The organism is Kribbella sp. NPDC004536 (assembly GCF_042873835.1).
Classification (GTDB): domain Bacteria; phylum Actinomycetota; class Actinomycetes; order Propionibacteriales; family Kribbellaceae; genus Kribbella.
In genome coordinates this window covers 1,314,783-1,334,913 of sequence record NZ_JBIALY010000001.1, presented here as the reverse complement: position 1 = coordinate 1,334,913, position 20,131 = coordinate 1,314,783, and the positions used below count along the sequence as shown (strand labels likewise).

At 67.6% G+C, this 20,131-nt stretch carries 19 protein-coding genes; 7 read left to right on the top strand and 12 right to left on the bottom strand.

Going from position 1 to position 20,131, the window contains the following annotated elements; translation table 11 throughout:
• Positions 1-87 precede the first annotated feature (87 nt).
• The 4 genes from tgmC to ACFYRU_RS06590 all read right to left on the bottom strand — a co-directional run bounded on the left by tgmC (position 88) and on the right by ACFYRU_RS06590 (position 4,119).
• Positions 88-1,308 carry an ATP-grasp peptide maturase system methyltransferase gene (gene tgmC, locus ACFYRU_RS06605; RefSeq protein ID WP_387653777.1) on the bottom strand — a complete coding sequence of 407 codons (1,221 nt, stop codon included), beginning with the start codon at positions 1,306-1,308 and terminating at the stop codon, positions 88-90.
• Positions 1,305-2,270, bottom strand: a complete 966-nt coding sequence (tgmB, locus tag ACFYRU_RS06600; RefSeq protein ID WP_387653774.1) for an ATP-grasp ribosomal peptide maturase — start codon at positions 2,268-2,270, stop codon at positions 1,305-1,307. Before tgmB ends, tgmC begins: the two co-directional genes overlap by 4 nt.
• Entirely contained in the window at positions 2,270-2,581 is a 312-nt protein-coding gene (gene tgmA, locus ACFYRU_RS06595; protein WP_387653771.1) for a putative ATP-grasp-modified RiPP, read from the bottom strand. The genes tgmB and tgmA overlap by 1 nt, the downstream gene beginning before the upstream one ends.
• A gap of 305 nt (positions 2,582-2,886) precedes the next feature.
• Positions 2,887-4,119 (bottom strand): helix-turn-helix domain-containing protein, encoded by a 1,233-nt coding sequence (locus ACFYRU_RS06590; RefSeq protein ID WP_387653768.1) that lies wholly within the window; start codon positions 4,117-4,119, stop codon positions 2,887-2,889.
• A 48-nt stretch (positions 4,120-4,167) separates the two neighbouring features.
• Between ACFYRU_RS06590 and ACFYRU_RS06585 the strand changes: the two genes are divergently transcribed.
• The 5 genes from ACFYRU_RS06585 to ACFYRU_RS06565 all read left to right on the top strand — a co-directional run bounded on the left by ACFYRU_RS06585 (position 4,168) and on the right by ACFYRU_RS06565 (position 10,012).
• Positions 4,168-4,641 carry a hypothetical protein gene (locus ACFYRU_RS06585; RefSeq protein WP_387653765.1) on the top strand — a complete coding sequence of 158 codons (474 nt, stop codon included), beginning with the start codon at positions 4,168-4,170 and terminating at the stop codon, positions 4,639-4,641.
• Between the two features lie 111 nt (positions 4,642-4,752).
• The gene (locus tag ACFYRU_RS06580; RefSeq protein WP_387653763.1) at positions 4,753-5,952 is read left to right on the top strand and encodes a PucR family transcriptional regulator; all 1,200 of its coding nucleotides are present in this window, start codon (positions 4,753-4,755) and stop codon (positions 5,950-5,952) included.
• Positions 5,953-6,099: 147 nt separating this feature from the next.
• Positions 6,100-8,415, top strand: a complete 2,316-nt coding sequence (locus ACFYRU_RS06575; protein WP_387653760.1) for a molybdopterin cofactor-binding domain-containing protein — start codon at positions 6,100-6,102, stop codon at positions 8,413-8,415.
• 6 nt (positions 8,416-8,421) lie between these two features.
• Entirely contained in the window at positions 8,422-8,904 is a 483-nt protein-coding gene (locus tag ACFYRU_RS06570) for a (2Fe-2S)-binding protein (protein ID WP_387653758.1), read from the top strand.
• Positions 8,897-10,012, top strand: a complete 1,116-nt coding sequence (locus tag ACFYRU_RS06565; protein WP_387653755.1) for an XdhC family protein — start codon at positions 8,897-8,899, stop codon at positions 10,010-10,012. Before ACFYRU_RS06570 ends, ACFYRU_RS06565 begins: the two co-directional genes overlap by 8 nt.
• Here the strand turns inward: ACFYRU_RS06565 and ACFYRU_RS06560 are convergent.
• The 5 genes from ACFYRU_RS06560 to rarD are packed head-to-tail and all read right to left on the bottom strand — an operon-like array spanning position 10,009 to position 14,826.
• Positions 10,009-11,514 carry a phospholipase D-like domain-containing protein gene (locus tag ACFYRU_RS06560; RefSeq protein ID WP_387653752.1) on the bottom strand — a complete coding sequence of 502 codons (1,506 nt, stop codon included), beginning with the start codon at positions 11,512-11,514 and terminating at the stop codon, positions 10,009-10,011. The genes ACFYRU_RS06565 and ACFYRU_RS06560 overlap by 4 nt on opposite strands.
• Positions 11,474-12,829 (bottom strand): cytochrome bc complex cytochrome b subunit, encoded by a 1,356-nt coding sequence (locus ACFYRU_RS06555; RefSeq protein WP_387653749.1) that lies wholly within the window; start codon positions 12,827-12,829, stop codon positions 11,474-11,476. The genes ACFYRU_RS06560 and ACFYRU_RS06555 overlap by 41 nt, the downstream gene beginning before the upstream one ends.
• 58 nt (positions 12,830-12,887) lie before the next feature.
• On the bottom strand, positions 12,888-13,343 hold the full coding sequence (locus tag ACFYRU_RS06550; RefSeq protein ID WP_387653746.1) for a cupin domain-containing protein: 456 nt from the start codon (positions 13,341-13,343) through the stop codon (positions 12,888-12,890).
• A 52-nt stretch (positions 13,344-13,395) separates the two neighbouring features.
• Complete coding sequence (locus ACFYRU_RS06545; protein WP_387653743.1) at positions 13,396-13,878, bottom strand: RrF2 family transcriptional regulator; 483 nt, start codon at positions 13,876-13,878, stop codon at positions 13,396-13,398.
• A 33-nt stretch (positions 13,879-13,911) separates the two neighbouring features.
• Positions 13,912-14,826 carry an EamA family transporter RarD gene (rarD, locus tag ACFYRU_RS06540; RefSeq protein WP_387653741.1) on the bottom strand — a complete coding sequence of 305 codons (915 nt, stop codon included), beginning with the start codon at positions 14,824-14,826 and terminating at the stop codon, positions 13,912-13,914.
• Between the two features lie 116 nt (positions 14,827-14,942).
• On the opposite strand from rarD, the gene ACFYRU_RS06535 reads away from it, so the two are divergent.
• Positions 14,943-15,494, top strand: a complete 552-nt coding sequence (locus ACFYRU_RS06535; protein ID WP_387653738.1) for a hypothetical protein — start codon at positions 14,943-14,945, stop codon at positions 15,492-15,494.
• 63 nt (positions 15,495-15,557) lie between these two features.
• On the top strand, positions 15,558-16,310 hold the full coding sequence (locus ACFYRU_RS06530; protein ID WP_387653735.1) for a sugar phosphate isomerase/epimerase family protein: 753 nt from the start codon (positions 15,558-15,560) through the stop codon (positions 16,308-16,310).
• Here the strand turns inward: ACFYRU_RS06530 and ACFYRU_RS06525 are convergent.
• The 3 genes from ACFYRU_RS06525 to ACFYRU_RS06515 form a co-directional block, all read right to left on the bottom strand.
• The gene (locus tag ACFYRU_RS06525; protein ID WP_387653734.1) at positions 16,307-17,698 is read right to left on the bottom strand and encodes a hypothetical protein; all 1,392 of its coding nucleotides are present in this window, start codon (positions 17,696-17,698) and stop codon (positions 16,307-16,309) included. The two genes, ACFYRU_RS06530 and ACFYRU_RS06525, sit on opposite strands and share 4 nt — an antisense overlap.
• Positions 17,695-18,195 carry a SigE family RNA polymerase sigma factor gene (locus ACFYRU_RS06520; RefSeq protein ID WP_387653731.1) on the bottom strand — a complete coding sequence of 167 codons (501 nt, stop codon included), beginning with the start codon at positions 18,193-18,195 and terminating at the stop codon, positions 17,695-17,697. Before ACFYRU_RS06520 ends, ACFYRU_RS06525 begins: the two co-directional genes overlap by 4 nt.
• Positions 18,196-18,288: 93 nt before the next feature.
• Positions 18,289-20,130 carry an HAD family hydrolase gene (locus tag ACFYRU_RS06515; protein ID WP_387653729.1) on the bottom strand — a complete coding sequence of 614 codons (1,842 nt, stop codon included), beginning with the start codon at positions 20,128-20,130 and terminating at the stop codon, positions 18,289-18,291.
• Position 20,131 lies beyond the last annotated feature (1 nt).

The window sequence follows — 20,131 nt, the reverse complement described above, 5'->3', positions numbered from 1 at the left end:
AGAAACAAAGAGAAGACAAGAGATTTAGGTGCCTGAGTGCCTGGCCGGGTCAGTCTTCATGCGCGGCTTGGCTTGAAAGGCGCAGACTCAGGTTGTCGTTGGCAGGTTCCACGACAATGCGCCGGTCGGGTCGCCGAACCAGACCGTTTGGGACTCCGGTGAGACGCTGACCCGGAACTGATCGAGTGAAGGTGATCCGGCCGACCACCACTCTTCGATGGCCACTTCGACCTTGTCCCAAAGGTTGACGGGCCCTGCTTGGCGGACAGCCGCGGACCTGCCTGGCAGCCTGTCCACGATGGCGACGGCCCGTTGGCCTGCGTCGATGATGTGGTCGAGCAACGGGCCGTCGTCCAGCGCGTAGCTGAGAAGTTGTGCATCCGGGACGGCGAGCTGGGCGATGAACAGAGAAGTCCATCCGTCCCAGGGATCAAGAATCTCAGGGCCGGCAACCGTCGTGCGCTCGGCAGTTTCTACAGCTTCAATCCAGTCGCAGATGTTGTCGGTCAGCGGCGGAGCTGCGTGGGGGCGGGCTGGCATGAAGGAGTCTGTGCCTCCGAGGAACCTGCCTTCGGCGGTGCCGTCTCCGGTGACTTCGAGACGCACCAGCCCGGAAGACGCGCCCAGCCAACCCAACATGGTGGTCAGAATCAGACCTCCGGGCCGCGTCTGAGCTACCCACGCAGACGGAATGTGCCGAACTGCACAGGTTGCGATGACTCTGTCGTACGGGGCGCCGGGGGGATGACCGAGGATGCCGTCACCGATGATGAGGCGGGGTGCGTATCCGGCCTCGTGAAGGCTCTGCCCCGCGCGACTGGCAACTGCCGGGTCGACCTCAACCGAGGTGATCAGCTCTGGGCCGAGGCGTGCTGACATGAGCCCTGTGGAGTAGCCGGTTCCGGTTCCGATCTCGAGTACTCGGCTGTTGTCATTGACCTGGAGGTCCTCCAGCATCCGCACGACGAGGCCTGGCAAGGTTGATGACGAGGTCGGTACACCAGGAATCGGCACGTCCGTGTCGAAGGCCGTAACGCTGTGGTTGAGCTGCGTCACCCAGGTCTCGTCCGTGTACGTCAGCGTCAGCCGCTCTTGTGCGCCGACCAGCTCGGGTGTGATCGGCCGCCACATCGTCTCGCGAAGGTCGTCGAGCCGCTCGAAGAAGCCCGGGATGAACGTCTCGCGAGGGACAGTCTCGACTGCGGACCGCCAGCGAGCGGTACGCAGGTCTCCGGACGCTGCGAGCGTCTCGGCCAGCCCGAGTCGTAGTGCCGTTGCCGAGGCGTCGCCCGGTTCATCCGTCGTCATCGTGTACCGCGTTCCAGTAGGTTGGCGAGCGCGGCGGTCATCGGCAGGCCTGTCTCCTCTTCCAGCCAGCCCCACTGGCCGTTCGGATTGCATTCGAGGAAGATCGGCGTTCCATCTCGGGGCACAGCGAAGTCGAAGCAGCCGAAGACGAGGTTGAACTGCTTCATGTACGCCCTCATCCCGTCGACCAGTTCCGCTGGTGGCTCGACCACTGAGTAGGACAGGTGTTCGTAGTCATACCGCCAGTCCAGCAGTTCTGGATCTTCAGAGAAGATCTTGACGCAGAACACCTCGTCACCGATCACTGTGACACGAAGGTCCGAAGCTTTGTCACAACGTGCCTGGAAGAGGTGCATCGTTCCAGCGATCGAGTCATCCATCTCTTCTTCGTGAACTTCCCTCACCCAGATACTTGCCGGCTCGCCGTCGAGGTCGTGCACGCCGATGTAGAGCGGCTTGTAGATGATCCTTCCGACGTCATGCGCGAAGGCTCTTGCTTCCGCTGGATCGTTGGTGATGATCGTCGGTGGCACCCTCATGCCCACTGCGGTGGCCGTCGAGAGTTGAACGGGTTTGTACTCCGCATCAGCGATCGCGTTCGGATGGTTGACGTACCTGCAGCCCGGCAAGTCAGCCAGCAACCCACCAAGCCCGAAGCGGGCCTGAGCGGCTGCGAAGCGAGCGGCCTGTGGCTCAAGGTGCGCGAAGTCGAAGTCGTTCGGGCGGCGGAAGTACAAAGACCGAACGGCTGCGAGTTCCACTTCGCGTGTCGGCGTCCGTAACCGGCCTCGCCATCCTTGGCGGCCGTTGATGTTTGCGGCGACCGTCAGGCTGGTTGGGAAGTCGGACGAGTCGAAGCGGATGAGCGGCACGTCTCGTTTGTTCAGTTCCGCTATCACCATGTCAGCCGTGGGATCGTCCACCTCGGTCATGACCAGGACCTGCCGGGAATCGCTCGCCATCAGTCGAGTTTGGTGTCTTGCTTGTGGTCGGTGTCAGGCCGCGGACCAGAGCCATCCGACTTGTTACTGGTCTTCGTCCCCTTCTCCGTGCCTGAACGAGATCGGCTGTGCTTACCCGGCGACATCACGATCGTGCCGTCGGGCAAGGTGTAGACGCCCCGCTGGGTTGCGGGATCGATCCCGGCCGGCTCGTCGTTGACGACGTCGAACGAGCCGTAAGGCTCCAGTCGCGACATCCCCCACGGAACCGGGGACGCCGTACCGGTCCCCGATGCCGGTCCGACGGGGATGCGATCTGCGTATCTGTACACGGTGGTACCTCCTGGAATGCTGGAGAACGCGAGGATGATTGGAAGAACGGTGGAAGGTAGGGCGTACGCGGACGCGCAGGGGTCGGCACGTACGCCCCACCAGTCTTGAGGAACGACCTAGTCGTCCAACCACTTCGCGCCTGTGGCGTCGCGATGGTGCCCGCGGTGACAGCTCCACCTTGGAACGGGCATCGTGGGCTCCGTCAGGCCCCGGCGAGCGTCCACTCCGTTCCTCGTGTGACTCTGCATGTAGAGACACTAAGCGCGCGTTCTGCACACGACAGGGACAGAATGTCCCCCTAGGATCAACGCACGGCTTTGAGCCGGTCCACGAGTTGCCTCGCGCTGCGTCGCAGGTCGGCCGGAACATCATCAGCAAGCTGGTCGGCCAACTGCCGTGCCCAGGGAATCAGAGCCACGGCCTCGTCGGAGACATCGGTGGCTGCACTCAGGTACCTAGCCGCAGACGCAGGATCATTTCGCAGCGCATGAGTCTGCGAGATCTCCAGAAGGAACCGAGATCGGCGTACGACGGAGGGAATGTTCGAGGGATCCAATCGTCCTGCGTGCATGATCGCTTCACCGGTACGCCGCAGACCGTTGCTGACGATGACGCCGATGATTGCGACGCTTGTGGCGTCAAATCCCGACTGCAGGTGTGAGGCTCCACCAGGCAGCCGACGAGCTGTCGCCGCGGCCTGGTCGAGGTAACGGAACGCATCACCAGCACGCCCGGCGAAGCCGTGCGCGGCAGCCGCTTCCAGTTGCAGAGATCCAAGTATGCCAAGAGCCTCAACCGTTGGTTTCGCCAATGTGGGGCCGAGAGTCTCTACGCCGGTGTCAGCTAGGTGCGCTGCCTCATCGTAGTAACCGGAGGCACTCAGGCTCACCGCCGACGACCAGGCTGCGAGGGTGACCGACAGCCGCGTATCCGCGCTCTCGGACATTGCGCGCCCGCGCTCGACGGCCACCGCATGGAGCTGGGGCTCGCTGATATGAGCCAAGAGGCGCTGCACGAGTCGATAGAGATCACCTGCCGCAGCCTGCGCCTGCCTCCGGTGCGCGCCGTCATGTCCATGAATGGATCCGTGCGCTTGATGAATCAGAGTCGGGAGCTTCGCCCCCACGACCGTGCGCTGACGTGGCGCTGAGTGCCAGACCTTCCACAATCGATCGACACGACCTTGCAGATCCTGGGGCGTCAGCAGGGGCTGCCCGGACGGCACCAGGCCCGCAAAGCCTGCCCGTCGGATGGCATCGCGGATGGCTGGAACGACGTGGTGGATCTCTCCGTCCCACAAGCTCGGAGCCACCGGCCTGTCGTCACCCGTCAGGATGGACAGGTCGGTGATGGCAAGCGCTTCGGCCACGGCCAGCAGCATCGGCAATTTCGTGATCTGACGTTGGCCGGTCTCAACCTTCTTCAACCAGTCCGCACTACGACCGACCAAGCCGGCCAGCACGGGACGTGACATACCTCGTTCCCGGCGGAGCATCTCAATCCGCTTGCCGGTCGTCAATGCCCGCAGGTCTGGCATGTCGTATCTGCCTCGTCCTCCAAATTCCAACCCTTCACAATGTAGAACATGACGACACTCGGCGTGACCGGACACAGCAGGCTCAGCGAACGTGGTGCGCAGCTTGTGTATCGCGCGCTGGCCGCGCATATCGCCGGTTACCCGCGGGAGGGTCTCGTCGGGATCAGCTGCCTGGCGCGTGGGGCTGACCAGCTCTTCGCCGAAGCGATCCTTGACCGCGGCGGTCGGCTCGAGGTCATCGCACCGTCGGTCGACTACTTCGATCTCGTCACCGACCCGCAAGACCGGGCGCGCTGCTCGGACTACCTGGAGCGAGCAGCGTCCGTACACACCATGCCGGTGCAGCACGCAGGCTCGGCTGCCTACCTTGCCGCAAGTGAGCTACTGGTCGAAAGGTGCGACAGGTTAATAGCGATCTGGGACGGAGAAGACTCCAGCGGCACTGCTGAAGCCGTGGCGTACGCTCGCTCGATCGGGCGAGAAACCACCGTCATCTGGCCCGATGGTGCGGAGCGGCTCTGACCTCTCTTTCAGGGTCCCGCACCAGTTGTCGCTGTAGGCGAGTGTCTGCTCTGGGCTCGGTGCGGCTGAGGTCTGTGCCGTTTGGCGACGGTGTGCGATGCTGTGCCGACTATGGGTGATGTTGTGGAGCGTGCGGGGCTGTCCGTCGAGGGGTTGGCGGAGAGTGTGTTGCGGCATCTGCCGGAGTTGACCGATGTGTTGGTCGCGACCATCTACGAACAGAATCCGGCGTACCAGGAGCTGGATTCGGTGCCCCGGCAGGACTTGTGGCGGTCGTGTCATGACAACGTTGCCCGGATCGTGCAGATGATTGCCGACAGCGACGACCACTTCGATGCGGCGCAGGCGACCGGGCGGCGGCGGGCGGAGCAGCGGATGCCGCTGGACGACGTACTGAAGTCGTACCGCCTCGGTGGCCGGCTGATCTGGGAGGCGCTGATCGACGAGGCGCGGGCCCAGGGAATGGCCCAGGAGATGGCGCAGTCCGAGGTGTTGCTCGACGTGGCCGGCAAGGTCTGGGAAGTCGTCGACCGTACGTCGTCACAGGTCGCGACCGCGTACCACGCCGCCGAACGTTATCTGGTCCGCGCGGACGAACAGCGCAGGTCGACGCTCTGGGAAGGTCTCCTGCAGGGCCGGGCGAACCGTGCGTTCGTCCAGGAGGCGGCCACCGTCCTCGACATCCCGGTGAACGGCCCGTACGCCGTGGTCGCGATCGACAACCTGGTCGACGACGACTGTACGACAACCTCGTTCGCCCGCCGGCTCGCCGGCGTCCGGGTCGCGTCGGCGTGGCAGGTCCGCCCGCAGACCGTCGTCGGTTTGCTTGCCCTCGGCACCGAATCCGCAGCTGCGGTGCTGCGTACGCTGCGGCAGTTCGTAGCTGCGCCTGCCGGAATGTCGGGCGTGGTCGCAGGTCTGGCGGAGGTGGATGTCGCGTACCGGCAGGCGATGCTTGCCCGCCGTACGCTGCCGCCCGGCCGGATCGACGTTGCAGCGTTGACGGAACGCCTGCCCGAGGCACTGTTACTCAGCGCACCCGAACTGGCCGACCAGCTGATCCAGTCCTGGCTGATGCCGCTGACAACCACCTCCGTCCCGGAACGCGAGCTGTTACTGGACACGTTGGACAAGTGGGTGCTGGCCGCCGGCTCGGTCCGTCGTACGGCGGAACTCGCGCACTGTCACCGGAACACGGTCATCAACCGCCTGCACCGGGTCGAGCAGATCACCGGCCGTGACATCACCGAGGACGGCTTCCAGTTGGAGCTAGGCCTTGCACTGAAGGCATTCCGGCTTTTCCCCGCGTGACCGAACGGCCTACCTGTGCGTTGTGCACAGTGAAGCCGTTGGAAACCTAGGCATTGCGGCCATCCCGCAGCGACTCCGGCGGTGCCAGACTGCGTTCCCAGCATTGCTAGAGCTCGGAGGATCCGCATGGCCGAACACCGTCGATCGTTGGCGCCACCAAGCGAGGACAAGCCCGGTCTGCTCGGCCGCCGGCGCGTCCTCGGGTACCTGATCGCCGCGCCGACGCTGGCGGTCGGGGTGAGCTGGCTGGTCAACGATTCCGACCCGCGGCCGGCCGACGCCGCCGTACCGTCGTTGCCGCAGCCGGAGGACATCTTCGACCTGGGCGACCTGCAGAACCTCGCCGCGTCGCCGACGTCGGGCCTGATCACGGTGCAGATGCGTGCCGACGGTACGGCGTACTTCGCGGTGCCGCGGACCGAGGTGGGGCAGGGCATCACGACGGCGTTCGCGATGATCGTCGCCGAGGAGTTGGACCTGCCGATCGACAAGGTGGAGATCGCGCTCGCGGACGCCCGCCCCGAGCTGCTGATGAACCAGTTGACCGGCGGCTCGAACTCGATGCGCAGCATGTACACCCCGGTCCGTACCGCCGCCGCCATCACCCGGCAGCGCCTGGTCGAGGTGGCCGCGCTGCAATGGGGTGTCGCGGTCGACAAGGTGACCGCGGCCGCGGGCGTGCTGACCGGCCCGAACGGGCTGACGGCGACGTACGGCTCGCTGGCCACGGCCGCCGCCGTGACGAAGACGCTCAAGGTCGCCGCGGAGCTCAAGTCCTCGTCGGAGTTCACGGTTCTCGGTAAGCCGCACAACCGGGTCGACGCGCACGAAATCGTCACCGGCCGCAAGCAGTTCGCGATGGACATGCACGTACCGGGCGCGAAGCCGACCATGGTCGCGCGGCCGCCGACGATCAACGGGACGCTGCGCCGGATCAACAACCTGTCCGCGCTCCGGGCGCTGCCCGGGGTCACCGATGTCGTTGGCATCGCCCACGGTGTGGCGATCCGCGCCGACACGTTCGGCCAGTGCATCGACGCGATCCAGAAGGTCGACGCGACGTGGGGACCGGGCACGGTGGACGACGAGTCCGACGCGACCGTGCTGGCGAAGCTGCGGGCGGCCCAGCTGCCGATGACGGTGCCGCCGTTGCTGACCAAGACGATCGACACGGAGTTCGTGTTCGCATTCGCCAGCAACAGCCCGCTCGAGCCGGACTGCGCAATCGCGGATGTCGGCCCGGACAGCGCCGAGATCTGGGCCTGCCTCAAGGTGCCGATCGTGGCGCAGGAGGACATCGCGAAGCAGCTTGGTCTGCCGATCGACGCGGTCAAGGTGCACGTGGTCCAGGGCGGTGGCTCGTTCGGCCGGCACCTGTTCCACGACGTGGCCGCCGAGGCGGCGGAGATCTCGCAGAAGATGGGCAAGGCGGTGAAGCTGTCCTGGTCGCGGACCGACAACTTCCGCCAGGGCCGGACGCACCCGATGTGTACGTCGCGGGTGCGGGTGAACTACGCGGCCGGCAACGTGCTCAGCTACGAGCAGCGGCACACCAGCGTCCAGACGGACTTCGGCCACGGTCTCGGCGAGATGCTCACCGCGTACGCGGCGGACCTGCCGATCGGCGGCAACCTGTCGTTCGCCGAGTCGATCTTCGAGCTCAGCCAGTCCTCGCCGTACAACTTCGGGGTCACGACGCAGCTGCTGAACGAGGTACCGCTGAAGTTCAACACCGGCAGCATGCGCAACATCTACTCGCCGAACGTGGTCTGCGCCGAGGAGCTGATGGTCGATCAGCTGGCCGGGAAAATGGGCCAGGACCCGGTGCAGTTCCGCCGGAACTTCCTCAGGGACCAGCGGCTGCTCGCCGTGCTGAACAAGGCGGCCGAGGTCGGCAACTGGGGCAACGCGATGCCGAAGGGTACGGCGCAGGGCATCGGCGTGCACTCGGAGTACCGGGCCGCGGTCGCGACGCTGGTCGAGATCGACTGCCGCCCGGAGACGGTGAACCGGCCGCTGCCCGTCGAGGGGGTGACCGGGCCACGGGTGACCAAGGCGGTGATCGTCGTCGACCCCGGGTTCTGCATCAACCCGAAGGGCCTGGAGGCGCAGATGTTCGGCGGCCTGCAGGACGCGATCGCGCTGGCACTCACGTCGAGCCTGCACATCAAGGACGGCATCCCGCTCGAGGGCAGCTGGGACAACTACTTCTACACCCGGGAGTGGAACACGCCGCTGGACGTACAGGTGGTGATTATGCCGAACACCAGCGACAGCCCGAGCGGTGCCGGTGAGCTCGCGGTGGCGCCGGCGTTCGCCGCGGTCGCGTGTGCCTACGCACGGGCGACCGGCACGCTGCCGACGTTCTTCCCGATCAACCACGGCAAGCTCGGGTTCGAGCCGTTGCCGGTCCAGCCGTCCACCCCACAGTCGCCGACCGACGGCCTCGACCACACGTTCTGAGGGATCATGCCTACGCACACTTTCAAGCTCAACGGTGAACAGGTCAGCGTCGAGGTCGAGGACAACGTCCGGCTGCTGTGGGTGCTGCGCGACCTGCTCGGCGTCACCGGACCCAAGTACGGGTGCGCGCTGAACGTCTGCAAGTCGTGTACGTCGCACATCAACGGCAAGGCGTTCAACCCCTGCTCGGTCCCGGTGAAGGACATCGGGCCGACCGACGAGGTGACCACGATCGAAGGGTTGCCGGCGACGGTCGGCAAGGACCTGCACCCGATGCAGGAGGCCTGGCTGAAGTACGACGTGGCGCAGTGCGGGTACTGCCAGCCCGGGCAGATCATGGCTGCGACCGCCCTGGTGAGGCGGGCGCAGGCGGAGGGCCGGACGATCACGGACGCGGACCTCGACGAGCTGCGGAACATCTGCCGTTGCGGTACGTACACACGGATCCGGGAAGCGGTCAAGGCCGGCGCGGAGCACATGGGTGCGTGACGTACTCGCGCACGTCCGGGAGTGGTACGCCGCCGGCGAACGGTTCGCGATCGCGACGGTGATCGACACGTTCCGCTCGGCGCCGCGGCAGCCCGGGGCGACGATGGCGGTGTCGGCCGGCGGCGTGGTCGTCGGCAGTGTGTCGGGCGGTTGCGTCGAGGCCGACGTGTACGCGGTGGCCGAGGACGTGATCCGGACCGGGGTTCCGGTGGTACGGCGGTACGGGATCTCCGACGACGACGTGTTCGCGATCGGGCTGACCTGCGGCGGCCTGCTCGACGTACTGGTCGAGCCGGTCGATCCGGAGTCCTACCTGGAGTTCGGCGCGGTCGCGGCCGCGATCGAGTCGGGCCGGCCGATGGCGGTGGCGACAGTGGTCACGGCGGGCGAGCGCCTTGGCCGGCGCCTCGTCATCGGCCAATCAATCGATGGCAGTCTGGGGGACCCCGGACTGGACCGGGCGGTGGTCGAGGACGCGCTCGGGATGCTCGACAGCGGGTCGACCGGGATCCGCTCGTACGGCGTCCACGGGGAGTGTGAGCGTTCCGAGGTCGCCGTCTTCGTACAGGCGTTGACACCGGCGCCGCGGATGTTCGTGTTCGGGGCGATCGACTTCGCGGCCGCGGTGGCCCGGGTCGGCAAGTTCCTCGGGTACCACGTGACCGTGTGCGACGCGCGCGCCGTGTTCGCGACACGCGCGCGGTTCCCCGAGGCGGACGAGGTGGTGGTCGACTGGCCGCACCGGTTCCTCGCCGGGGTGCTCGACACGGTCGACAGCCGTACGGCGTTGTGCGTGCTGACCCACGACCCGAAGTTCGACGTACCGCTGCTGGAGTTGGCGTTGCGGACCGGCGCGGGCTACATCGGCGCGATGGGATCACGTCGAACTCACGAGGACCGGTTGGTCCGGCTGCGGGCCGTTGGTCTGAGCGAGACCGAGATCGCGCGGATGTCGTCCCCGACGGGCCTGGACCTGGGCGCCCGTACGCCTGAGGAGACCGCGATCTCGATCGCCGCCGAGATCATCGCGAGCCGTACGGCGGCCAGCGCGCGGCCGCTCTCCGCGACCACGGGCCGCATCCATGGCAGTGCCTTGGTCGGGACTTAGAAGGCATTGGCGCGGCGGGCCGCGTGCGTACGGCCGTCCGGATCGTAGAGGTGATGCGCCAGCCAGCCGGCCCAGCGTGCCTGGAACCGGCTGACGGCCTGCGGGTGGTGCGGGCGGATCCGGCCCGGAGGTCGTGGCCCTCGGCAACCATCGGCGTACCACTTGTCGAGGGCGGCGGCCGTCGATCGCCACTGCGCGAAGCCGGCGATCGGATCGCTGCCGGGTGCGGCCGTGCCGAGGTGTTCGGACCAGAGCTGCGTGCGCAGGGACCGGGCGAGTTCGGGGGAGTCGATCGCGCAGGTCAGCTCGCTGTCGCTGGTCCACGACCTGCGGTTGAAGTTGTCGGAGCCGCAGGTCATCCACTGGTCGTCGACGATGCAGACCTTCGCGTGGACGTAGATCGGTACGCCGTCGTCGTTCTCGAGGTCGTAGACGGCGACCCGGTCGGAGTCCAGCTTCTGCAACGCCTCGAGTTGCGCCTGCCGGGTCGGCGGTCCGCTGAGCCCGCCGTCGTGGTCCGGGTACCGCGGCACGACCGCGATGACCCGCAGCGACGGCGATCGTGCCAGCGCCGCCCGGAGAGCGTCGGCGACCGGGTCCGACCAGAGGTACTGGTCCTCCACGTAGATCAGGGACTTCGCCCGGCCGAACGCCTTCAGATACGCGCGGGCGATGCTGTACTCACCACGCGGCGCGAACGGGAAACCGGGATGCTTGTGCGCGTACGTTCGCAGGACCTGGACGGCGTGCGGACCGGCGGGCGGTGGATCCGGGAACGCCTCCGGGAGCTGCCCGGGATGGCGCGGCATCCGCGCCAGCCGCTGGACGATCATCCGGTACGGCGTCCGCCGGTCCAGCGGATGCCGGTCGTCCCAACGTTCGGCGAAGCAGCGCAGCAGGTCGCCGACCACCGGCCCGCGGACCTCGAGCGTGACATCGTGCCACGGCGGCCGTTCGCCGTACCGCTGATCCATCGGTGCGGCCTGCGGGTCGCCCTGGTGCCGGGCGTCGTCGCGCCGCCCGTGGCACAGGTCGATGCCGCCGACGAAGGCGACGTCGTCGGCGGCCGCGTCCCGGTGCCGGACGACGAACAGCTTCTGGTGATGGGAGGCCAGGCGGCGGACCCGCTGGTCCAGCAGCACCTCGCCGCCGGCCTCGTTCAGTTCGGTGCCGAAGTGCCGGTTCTCCCGCGAGCTGAAGGTGAGGTGGTCGGAATGCGAACGCCACAGCAGCGCGCGGACCTGCACCCCGGATCGGGCCAGGTCGCAGAGCAGCTCGCCGATCGACGGGCCGTCGCCGGTCAGGACCTCGTCCGGGTCGCCGCGCCAGTCGGTGAAGAACACCTGGTCGCCGGGACGCAGGGCACGCAGTTCGTCGTACAGCCGCTGGAAGTACGTCGCTCCGTGTACCAGCGGCCGGACCAGGTTGCCCTCGGTCCAGGAATCGATGCGGCTAGCCGGGTTACCCCGCTCGGCCGCCGTCAGGAACCATTCGTGCGTCACCGGCCCCCGGTGCCCCGGACGGTGTCAGCTCATGAGGCCGGTGCACCTCGACGTACCCACCGTCCGGTCGCCGCAGGATCCGGCCGGTCTCGAATTCGTTCTGCCCCAGGCCCAAGCAGATACGGCGCGTGACGAACAACGCGGCGGGTGGGCCGAAGATCAGCAGGACTTGAAAGGCGTGCAGCAGGGTGTTCATCGACAGGTGGAACTGGACGGCCATCGTGTCGGCGCCGGCCGCGGCCCACAACACGCCGTAGAAGGTCATCCCGGCCACGCCGATCCCGGTCCGGGTCGGGTGGTCGCGCGGTCGCGCCAGGACGTCGTGGTCCTTCCGGTCTCCGGTCAGCCGCTCCTCGATGAACGGGTACGCGGCGACAAGCGCGAGGAACAGCGTGCAGGCCGCGACTGGTACGAGAACCGCGAAGCTGATCGTCTTGCCCCACCAGACCACCTCCCAGCCGGGCGCCAGGCGCAGCGACCCGTCCAGGAACGCGAGGTACCAAGCCGGGCCGACGCCGGCCGAGGTGTCCGCCGGGTCGGCCGGTCCGTACAGCCACACCGGGTTGATGGTCGCCGTCGCGCCCATCACGACTGAGATCCCGGCGACGAAGCCGAACAGCCCGGCACCCTTCGCGACGGCGACCTTCGCGGTCTTCGTCCGCCCGTTCGCGAAGTGCGCCGGCTTGTGCTTCAGCCCGAGGACCGCCCAGGCCGCGAACAGCAGCAGCAGTACGACGGGCAGCACGATCACGTGCAGCGGGTAGAACCACGAGATCACGTCGCCCGGGAACTCGCCGCCGAACAGCACGTACGACAAGGCCGATCCGACGAACGGTGTCGCCTGCAGGACACCGTCGAGTACGGCGAGACTCGTACCCGACGCCATGTCGTCCGGCAGCGACGTACCGGTGAGGGCCGCACCGAGCGTGACCACGAGCAGCCCGAACACAACCAGCCACCCGAGCCGCCGTGGCCGCCGGAACTCAGCCGTGAAGAACAACCGCAACAGGTGCAGGGTGATCGCCCCCACCATCAACAACGTCGACCAGTGGTGGATCTGCCGTACGAGCAGCCCACCCCGCACCTCGAACGTGATCCGCAAGGTGGAGTCCAACGCCCGCGACATCGGCAACCCACGGAGCGGCCCGTACGGCCCGTCGTACACAACACGACCGACGGAAGGCTCGTAGTACACCGCGAGCACCACACCACTCAGCACGAGCATGACAAAGCTGTAGAAGGCGATCTGTCCGAACAACAACGACCAATGATCAGGAAACACCTTCGAACGAAGATTGCCCCACGCACGCCTCATACCCCTACGACCCCACAATCCCCGCGATTGTGACGTCCCGTGTCTCACGTCACTTGAGTCAGCGGTTCTGCCAAGTCGGGCTCTCGACGTAGTGGTTGTCGTAGAGGTCGCTGGTTTTGGCGACCTCGGACCAGGCGGTTTCGCCTGTGTAGGCGGACTCGAGGAGGCGGTAGTAGCCGAAGCGGGGCTTTGCTTGGGTGAGTACGAAGAGCACCTCGGCCGGCTCGTCCCCCGCGGCCTCGAAGGCGTGCGGGGTGTTCGGCGGGACATGCAGGAAGTCGCCTTCCGCCAGCGTCACGATCGCCTCGCCGGTCAGCACCCGTAGAGAACCCTTCAGTACAAAGAACAACTCGGCCGCCTCGCGATGCAGGTGCGGAGGAGCACCTTCCTTACCCGGCTGGAAGACCGACCGATGGCTGGTCAGGTGCCCACCGGTATCGGTCATGTCAGCAAGCAAGGTCACCCCACTGGCGGGCAGCGTCTCGCCTTCGGCAGCGCGGATCAGAACGGTCATCGACTTATTCGGGACATTGGACATCTAGAATTACCTCCAGAAAAAGGGCCTGTCAGGCCTTCAGGTTTGCGAAATGGTTGCGGGTGTTTTCCGGTGCGTCCGGTGCCTGGTTGACCACCCGCTCGGCGATGTCGGCGATGCTCTGGCCGGCCAGCTCGCGCCGGTAGGACAGTTCTGCGGAGCGCATCGCCTGTGAGATCAGGCAGGCCTTCGTGTAGTCGGCCTTCGGGTCGGCGCCGGGTCCCGCGTGCAGGATCTCCGTGCACCGGAACGCCTCGTCCGGTCCGTCGATCGCGACCACGATGTCGAGCAACGAGATGTTCCGCGGATCCCGGGCCAACTGGAAGCCACCTTTGGGCCCGGAAACCGAAGTGAGGATGCCGGCCCGCGCGAGCGCCTGCAGTTGCTTGTTCAGATACGCCGTGGGCAGCTCGTAGAAGGCCGCGAGCCGCTTGGCGGTGACCGCCGCGCCAGGCATCCAGCTGAGATTCACACAGCTGTGCATCGCCCACTCGACGCCCTCGTTCATCTTCATAACCTGGATACTAAATGTCCAAGATGGCGAAGGTCAAGCGGTGGCAGTGATCGCAGCACGTTCGAGGGCTAGGGTGCGGCGGCGGGTGTGCATGCTGTCGAAGGTGAAGAGGGCGAGGGCTACCCAGACCAGGCCGAAGCCGAGCCAGCGCATCGGGGTCATGCGTTCGTGGAAGATCACCAGGCCGCAGATGAACTGCATGATCGGGGCGATGTAGTTCAGCAGGCCGAGGGTCGTCATCGAGACGCGGGTCGCGGCGGCGCCGAAGAGGAGGAGGGGTACGGCGGTGATCGGGCCGGTCAGCATGACCAGGATCAGGTAGGCCGTGCCGTGGTGTGTGACGGTGGCGTGGCCCTGCAGTCCGAGTACGACGATCGCCGCGACCGCGAACGGTACGACGGTGCCCGACTCGACGGCCATGCCCTCGATCGCGCCCGCGCCGGCCTTCTTCTTCGCCAGGCCGTAGCACCCGAACGAGAACGTCAGGATGATCGCGACCCACGGCGGCCGGCCGTTCTCGACGGTCAGGCCGACGACCGCGACGAACGCGATCCCGAGTGCGGTCCACTGCACCGGGCGGAGCTTCTCCTTGAGTACGAAGACGCCGAGCAGGACCGTGAACAGCGGGGTGATGAAGTACCCGAGCGAGGTCTCGACGACGTGACCGTTGCCGACGCCCCAGATATACGTGCCCCAGTTCGCCGAGATCAGGAACGCCGCCGCGATCAACGGCCAGCGCCGGCGCGGCTCCGCCAGCAGTGCCTTCACGGCGCCGAACTTCCGCAGTACGGCGACCAGGATCGCGATCGTGATCAGCGACCAGAGCACGCGATGGGCGAGCAACTCGATCGCACCGGAGGAGTCGAGGAGCTTCCAGTACAGCGGGAACAGGCCCCAGATCAGGTAGGCGGTGAACCCGTACGTGAATCCTTTTCGCTGTTCCGGCACGCCGCTCAGCGTAAGCCCGCCCGACAGCCGCATCCAACTACTTTGCTCATGACGTGAGACGGAAACGGCCCCGGGCGCGGTTACCGTGTGCACTTCCACACCGGAGGAGGAATCGAATGGCCCAGTCCCGCGGCAAGCTCATCGAGGACCTGACCCAGAGGATCGCGCGGACGGCGATCGGTGCGGCGAATCTCTCGGCGGAGGATCGCGTGCTGGCCGGGCAACGCGTCCAGCGGGCGATCGCGGCGGAGGCGACGGCGGCGCACCGCGATGTGGCTGCGTGGCACCGCGACAAACAGAGCCCGGACGCCGAACCGTTCTTCGACTACCTGCACAGCACCGATCGACCGCATGTCGAGCAGGACCGGGCGCGGCCGGACGGCGCCGCCGCGCTCGACCTGGCGGCGGAGATGCTGGCCACGGACACAGCAACTAACGACTTGGACAAGCGGACGGCGGAGTACGCCGCGGACTACATCGCGCACGCAGCGCTGTTCGCGGCGGAGGCGGAGGCTCGCAAGCTGCCCGGCGGCCCCTCCCAGGGGCCCGCGGTCGCGGCCGGTGCCGCGGCGGCCGGGCCGGTGGCTGCTCCCGTTGCCGTGGCCAAGGCCGGGGGGCAGGCCACGAAGCCACCGCTGATCCGTAACCAGCCACCGTCCATCGGCTGACTCGTGGCGTGAGTCTGCTGGTGTGATGCGGTTGGATGGGTGGGTGGATACCAGGAGGCACGCGTGGGTGTGAGGACCGGTCTGGTCTCGGTGACGTTCCGGCAGTTGGCGGTCGACCAGGTGGTCGAGGTGGCGGCGGAGGCGGGGCTCTCGGCGATCGAGTGGGGCGGGGACGTCCACGTACCGCTCGGGAATCTGGTCAACGCCAAGCGGGTCCGCAACCTCACCGAGGTGCACGGCCTGCAGGTCGCGGCGTACGGCTCCTACCTGCGGGCCGGCAGCGTCGACCGGGAGGAGATGCGGTCGGCGGTCGCCACCGCGGAAGCGCTCGGCGCGCCGCGGATCCGGGTCTGGGCGGGCAACGTCGGTACGGCGGACGCGGGCGTCGGCGACCGGATGGCGGTCACCAGGGGCCTCGGTGAACTGGCCGACATGGCCGCCGGCGCGGGCATCGAGATCGCGATGGAGTTCCACCGGAACACGCTCACCGACGAGGTCGACTCCACGATCACGCTGCTGCTCGACGTCGGCGCTGCGAACCTCACGACGTACTGGCAGCCGCCGGTCGACCTGGGCGACGCGGAGTGCCTGCGGCAGCTCGAATCGCTGATGCCCTGGCTGAGCACGGTGCACGTGTTCTCGTGGTGGCCGTCCAACAACCGGCTCCCGCTGGCGGCCCGCGAGTCGCTGTGGCGCCCGGTCCTGGACCGGCTGGCCGCGGAGCCCCGGGAGATCAACGCGCTGCTCGAGTTCGTCGCCGACGACTCGACCGAGCAGTTCACCAAGGACGCCGCGGACCTGCACAGCTGGGTCTAGGGGACCGGCTCGTAGAGCCCGATCGCGAGCTTGCCGCCGGTCGGTTTGCCGGCGTTGATGTAGAAGTCCACGGTCTTCGGTGCGGTCTGAGCCTCCTCGGTCATCCAGTGGAAGCCGCCGGACCGCGGGCCGTCCTGGTGTGCGGTCAACCCGTCCCAGCGGGTCCAGACGGCCGGGCCGACGTCCACGCTGCCGAACGTCCAGAGGAACGGCTTGCCGACCGGAGTCGTCAGCGTCACCTTCCCGGCCGACGCCGGGACCACCACCGAGCGGACGAACCGGTAGCGGGTGCCCCCGTCCTCCTTCTCGCGGTCGAAGTCGATCCCGTTCTGGGTGACCTGCGGGCCGGGGTCGTACACCGCGACCCCGATCCGCGCCTTCGGCGGCATGGGTACCGTACGGCCGTCCTTGTCCACCAGCCTCGCCGTGACCCCGAGCTGCTGACCGGGCGGCGCGGTCAGCTGGACCGGCTCGGCGACCTCCTGCTGCGACAGGTCGCCGGAACCGGGATAGCAGTTCACGACGGTTCCGTCGCCGAACCGCACCTGCACCCGGTACTCGGTCCCGTTCGGGGTTCCGGGGAGTACGTAGTCGTCCTGGGTCCCCACCACTTGGACGACGACCGAACGGCTCTTCGGGACGAAGCTGCCCGCGACCTGTTCCTGGCCGCGGTCTCCGATCACCGCGCCCAACCGGGTCTGGGCTCCGACCCGCTGCCGGAACCGCAGCCCGTCGCGGCTGTAGTCGTCCGGCCTGGCAGGCCCGGACGGCTTGCTGCCGACCCCGCCCGACGGATCGGTGTAGATCCCGGCCCCGAGTTGCTGCTTCGCGTCCGCCAGCGGCTTGCCGTCGATGGTGTACAGATCCAGCGTGACCTTGGCAGGCTTGCCGATCGGCGCATCCGCCCACAGTGTGGTGTCGGCGCGTACGGAGTTGTTGACCGGGCGCGGGTCGTCCGTGCAGTAGCTTGTGTCGACGGTGAAACCGTTGACCCGGATCCACACCAGCGCCTCCGCATTCTGCTTGCAGTAGGCAAGGAACTTGACGTTCTTCGAGGTCGGCGTCCAGGTGAACTCGACGTGGTGCTCGCCGGCCTTGCCTGCCCAGCCCTTCACCAGCGGCTGCCCGTCGCTGACACCAGGCACCGTGAAGCCGTTCTGCGTGTACGGCGGGGTGCGCGCGGGATCGCGCTCGGAGTTCGTGAGTACGCCGGGCACGACGGTGATCGCGAGCGCTACCGCGACGGCAGCCGCTCCGGTGGCGGCGACGATCCGGCGTTGCTTCGTACGGCGGATCTTGTGCCGTACACCGGGAAGGAGGTCGTTCTGGTGCTGGTCGGCGTCGGCGGCTCGGGTGCTGAGCTCGTCGCGGAGGTCTCGGAGGTTCATCGCGGGGTCTCCAGATCTGCCGGCGTGGTCAGCGCCGGGTCGAGGCGGAGTTTCGTCAGGGCCTTGGCGGTCTGGCTCTTGACGGTGCCGACGCTCGTGCCCATCAGGCGGGCGGTCTCGGCCTCGCTGAGGTCTTCGTAGAAGCGCAGTACGACAACGGCGCGTTGGCGGCGGGGGAGGCGGCCGATCGCGTCCCACAGATCGAGGCGGTCCTCGCCGTTCGGGGCGGGTGTCTCGGGCAGTTCCTCGGTCGGGATCTCGCCGGTCCACTTGCGCCGCCACCAGGAGGCGTACGTGGTGACCAGGATCCGCCGGACGTACGGTTCCGGGTTGTCGTCGCGGATCCGGCTCCAGTGGAACCACGCCTTCGCCAGCGCGGTCTGGACGAGGTCCTCGGCCAGCGCGTGGTCGCGGGTCAGCAGGTAGGCGGTCCGCACCAGAGCCTGCGAGCGGGCAGCCACGAACACGTCGAAACTCGCCGTACCGTCGGTAGGCACCGCTCTCACCCCCGTGACCACGCCGTCGTCAACACTCACACCCTGACCGACCACCCGGCCCACTCAGATGGTTGCCTCACCAGGCCAATTGGGTCAGGCAGTGCGTTCGGTGGCGGGGCGGGTTGTGGGGGTGGGGACTCGGGGGGTGGTGGTGAGGCGGGTGGGGAGGGGGAGGTGGACGACCCGGTTCAGGTAGCCCATGTCGCGGAGGATCGTGTGTGCGGCGGCGGCCGCGGCCTGGCCCGGTTTGTAGCCGACTGCGAAGCCGACGGCCTCGAACATGTCCACGTCGTTGCTGCCGTCCCCGACCGCGATCGTGCGCTCCCGCGGAATCCCGAGCTCGGCGTTCCAGGCGCGGATCGCGACGGCCTTCCCGGGGCCGTCGATCAACCCGCTGACGTTGCCGGTGAGTACGCCGTCCTCGAGCTCCAGCTGCCCCGCGACATACCGCTTCACGCCGAGCCGCTTCGCCAGCGGGCCGACGATCGCGTCGAATCCACCGCTCGCGATCGCGACCTCGTGCCCGGCGGCCTGCAGGTCCCGGATCAGCTGCTCGGCACCCTCGCTCAGCTGGATGTTCTGCGCGACCTCCTCGACCAGGCGCGCGTCGACCCCCGCTAACTGGTTGATCTTGGCGCTGATCGAGGTCACGTAGTCGGGGGCGTGCACCGCGTTCACGGCGTCGAGCCGGTCGGCCAGCTCGGCGAGTTCGTGCAGCGTGTCGTTCGCGCTCAGCGTTTGATCGACGTCGAAGACGAACAGGTGCTTCTGCATCGGCACGATCGGCTCCCGGGCGGCATCGGCCGCCTTGGGAGCCATCGCGTGATCGATCGTCGACGCGACCTCGCTGCGAACCGACGGCCGCCACTGCCCGCGAGCCGGATCCCAGACGCCGTTCGCCGGATCCGCGGCACCGTCCAGGAACCTGCCGATCGTCTCGGTCATGGTCTTGAAGTCCGGATAGTCCCGCAGCTGTTCCAGACCCTCGCGTTCCCGCAGCTGCCGAAACCCCTGTTCCCACAGGATTTCCGTCTCGTCGTCCCGGGCCGGCGGCTGGCCGTAGAAGCGGTACGGGTGCGGCGGGCCGGACACGCCCGCCTCGCGCCAGTGCCAGTTCTCCGACAGCGCTTTCCGGAGTTTCTCGCCATCCACCGGGCAGGTCCGCGCGATGTAGTACAGGTCGGCGATGTCCTTGAAGCGGGGCGCCGCGATGCCGTCGCCGACCCCGGGCTGCAGAGCGAGCGCGGCCATCTTGTCCGCGGCCAGATCCGCCACCGGCCGCAACAGCGGCGTGATCGGCTTCAACCCGTCGAGTTGGACGCCGACCACCGAGCGGCGGGCCCGTTCCGATTCGCTGGACCGCTGGATCATCGCCGGCAGCTTGACGTCGATCTCGAGCGAGAACTTGTCCCCCGCGGCGCGCACACCGAGCGGCCCGCGGCTGTCGTCGACGGGTTGTACGTCGATGGTGAAGACCGCGTGCCCGCTGCCGGCGATCTCGATGCTGCGGGTCGAGTACCGGACCAGGCCGCCGAGGCCCGGCGCACCATCGAGCGGGTCCCGCCGCATCGGCGCGACCTTCAGGATGTCCGCGCGGACGCGGGCCACGTACTCCTCGGCGCTCAGGTCGCCGAGCGCGCCGTTGTAGATGTCGAGGTCGTTGGCCGTCCGCGCCATCTCGTAGACGGGGTCGATGCCGGTGCCGGTCGTACCGTCCCAGGTCTCGGCGTACGCGGCGAGCGGGTCCGAGCCGGTCTTCTCGTAGTCGTCGCCGCCCCGGTTCAGCTGGCTGATCAGGTCGCCGCCGATCAGCTGCTTCTTCGCGCGCTCGGCGGAGAACCGTGGCGTGCTGCTTTCCCGCAGCCGCGCCATCAGCCGGTGCCACTGCGGGAAGGCGGCGCGGAACACCTTCAGATCGAGGTGGCCGATGTACACG

Bases quoted from the DNA above. Each gene is read 5' to 3' on its own strand.
- tgmC (WP_387653777.1), bottom strand. From the start codon at position 1,308: ATGACGACGGATGAACCGGGCGACGCCTCGGCAACGGCACTACGACTC.
- tgmB (WP_387653774.1), bottom strand. From the start codon at position 2,270: ATGGCGAGCGATTCCCGGCAGGTCCTGGTCATGACCGAGGTGGACGAT.
- ACFYRU_RS06590 (WP_387653768.1), bottom strand. From the start codon at position 4,119: ATGCCAGACCTGCGGGCATTGACGACCGGCAAGCGGATTGAGATGCTC.
- ACFYRU_RS06585 (WP_387653765.1), top strand. From the start codon at position 4,168: ATGACGACACTCGGCGTGACCGGACACAGCAGGCTCAGCGAACGTGGT.
- ACFYRU_RS06580 (WP_387653763.1), top strand. From the start codon at position 4,753: ATGGGTGATGTTGTGGAGCGTGCGGGGCTGTCCGTCGAGGGGTTGGCG.
- ACFYRU_RS06570 (WP_387653758.1), top strand. From the start codon at position 8,422: ATGCCTACGCACACTTTCAAGCTCAACGGTGAACAGGTCAGCGTCGAG.
- ACFYRU_RS06555 (WP_387653749.1), bottom strand. From the start codon at position 12,829: ATGAGGCGTGCGTGGGGCAATCTTCGTTCGAAGGTGTTTCCTGATCAT.
- ACFYRU_RS06550 (WP_387653746.1), bottom strand. From the start codon at position 13,343: ATGACCGTTCTGATCCGCGCTGCCGAAGGCGAGACGCTGCCCGCCAGT.
- ACFYRU_RS06545 (WP_387653743.1), bottom strand. From the start codon at position 13,878: ATGAAGATGAACGAGGGCGTCGAGTGGGCGATGCACAGCTGTGTGAAT.
- ACFYRU_RS06535 (WP_387653738.1), top strand. From the start codon at position 14,943: ATGGCCCAGTCCCGCGGCAAGCTCATCGAGGACCTGACCCAGAGGATC.
- ACFYRU_RS06525 (WP_387653734.1), bottom strand. From the start codon at position 17,698: ATGAACCTCCGAGACCTCCGCGACGAGCTCAGCACCCGAGCCGCCGAC.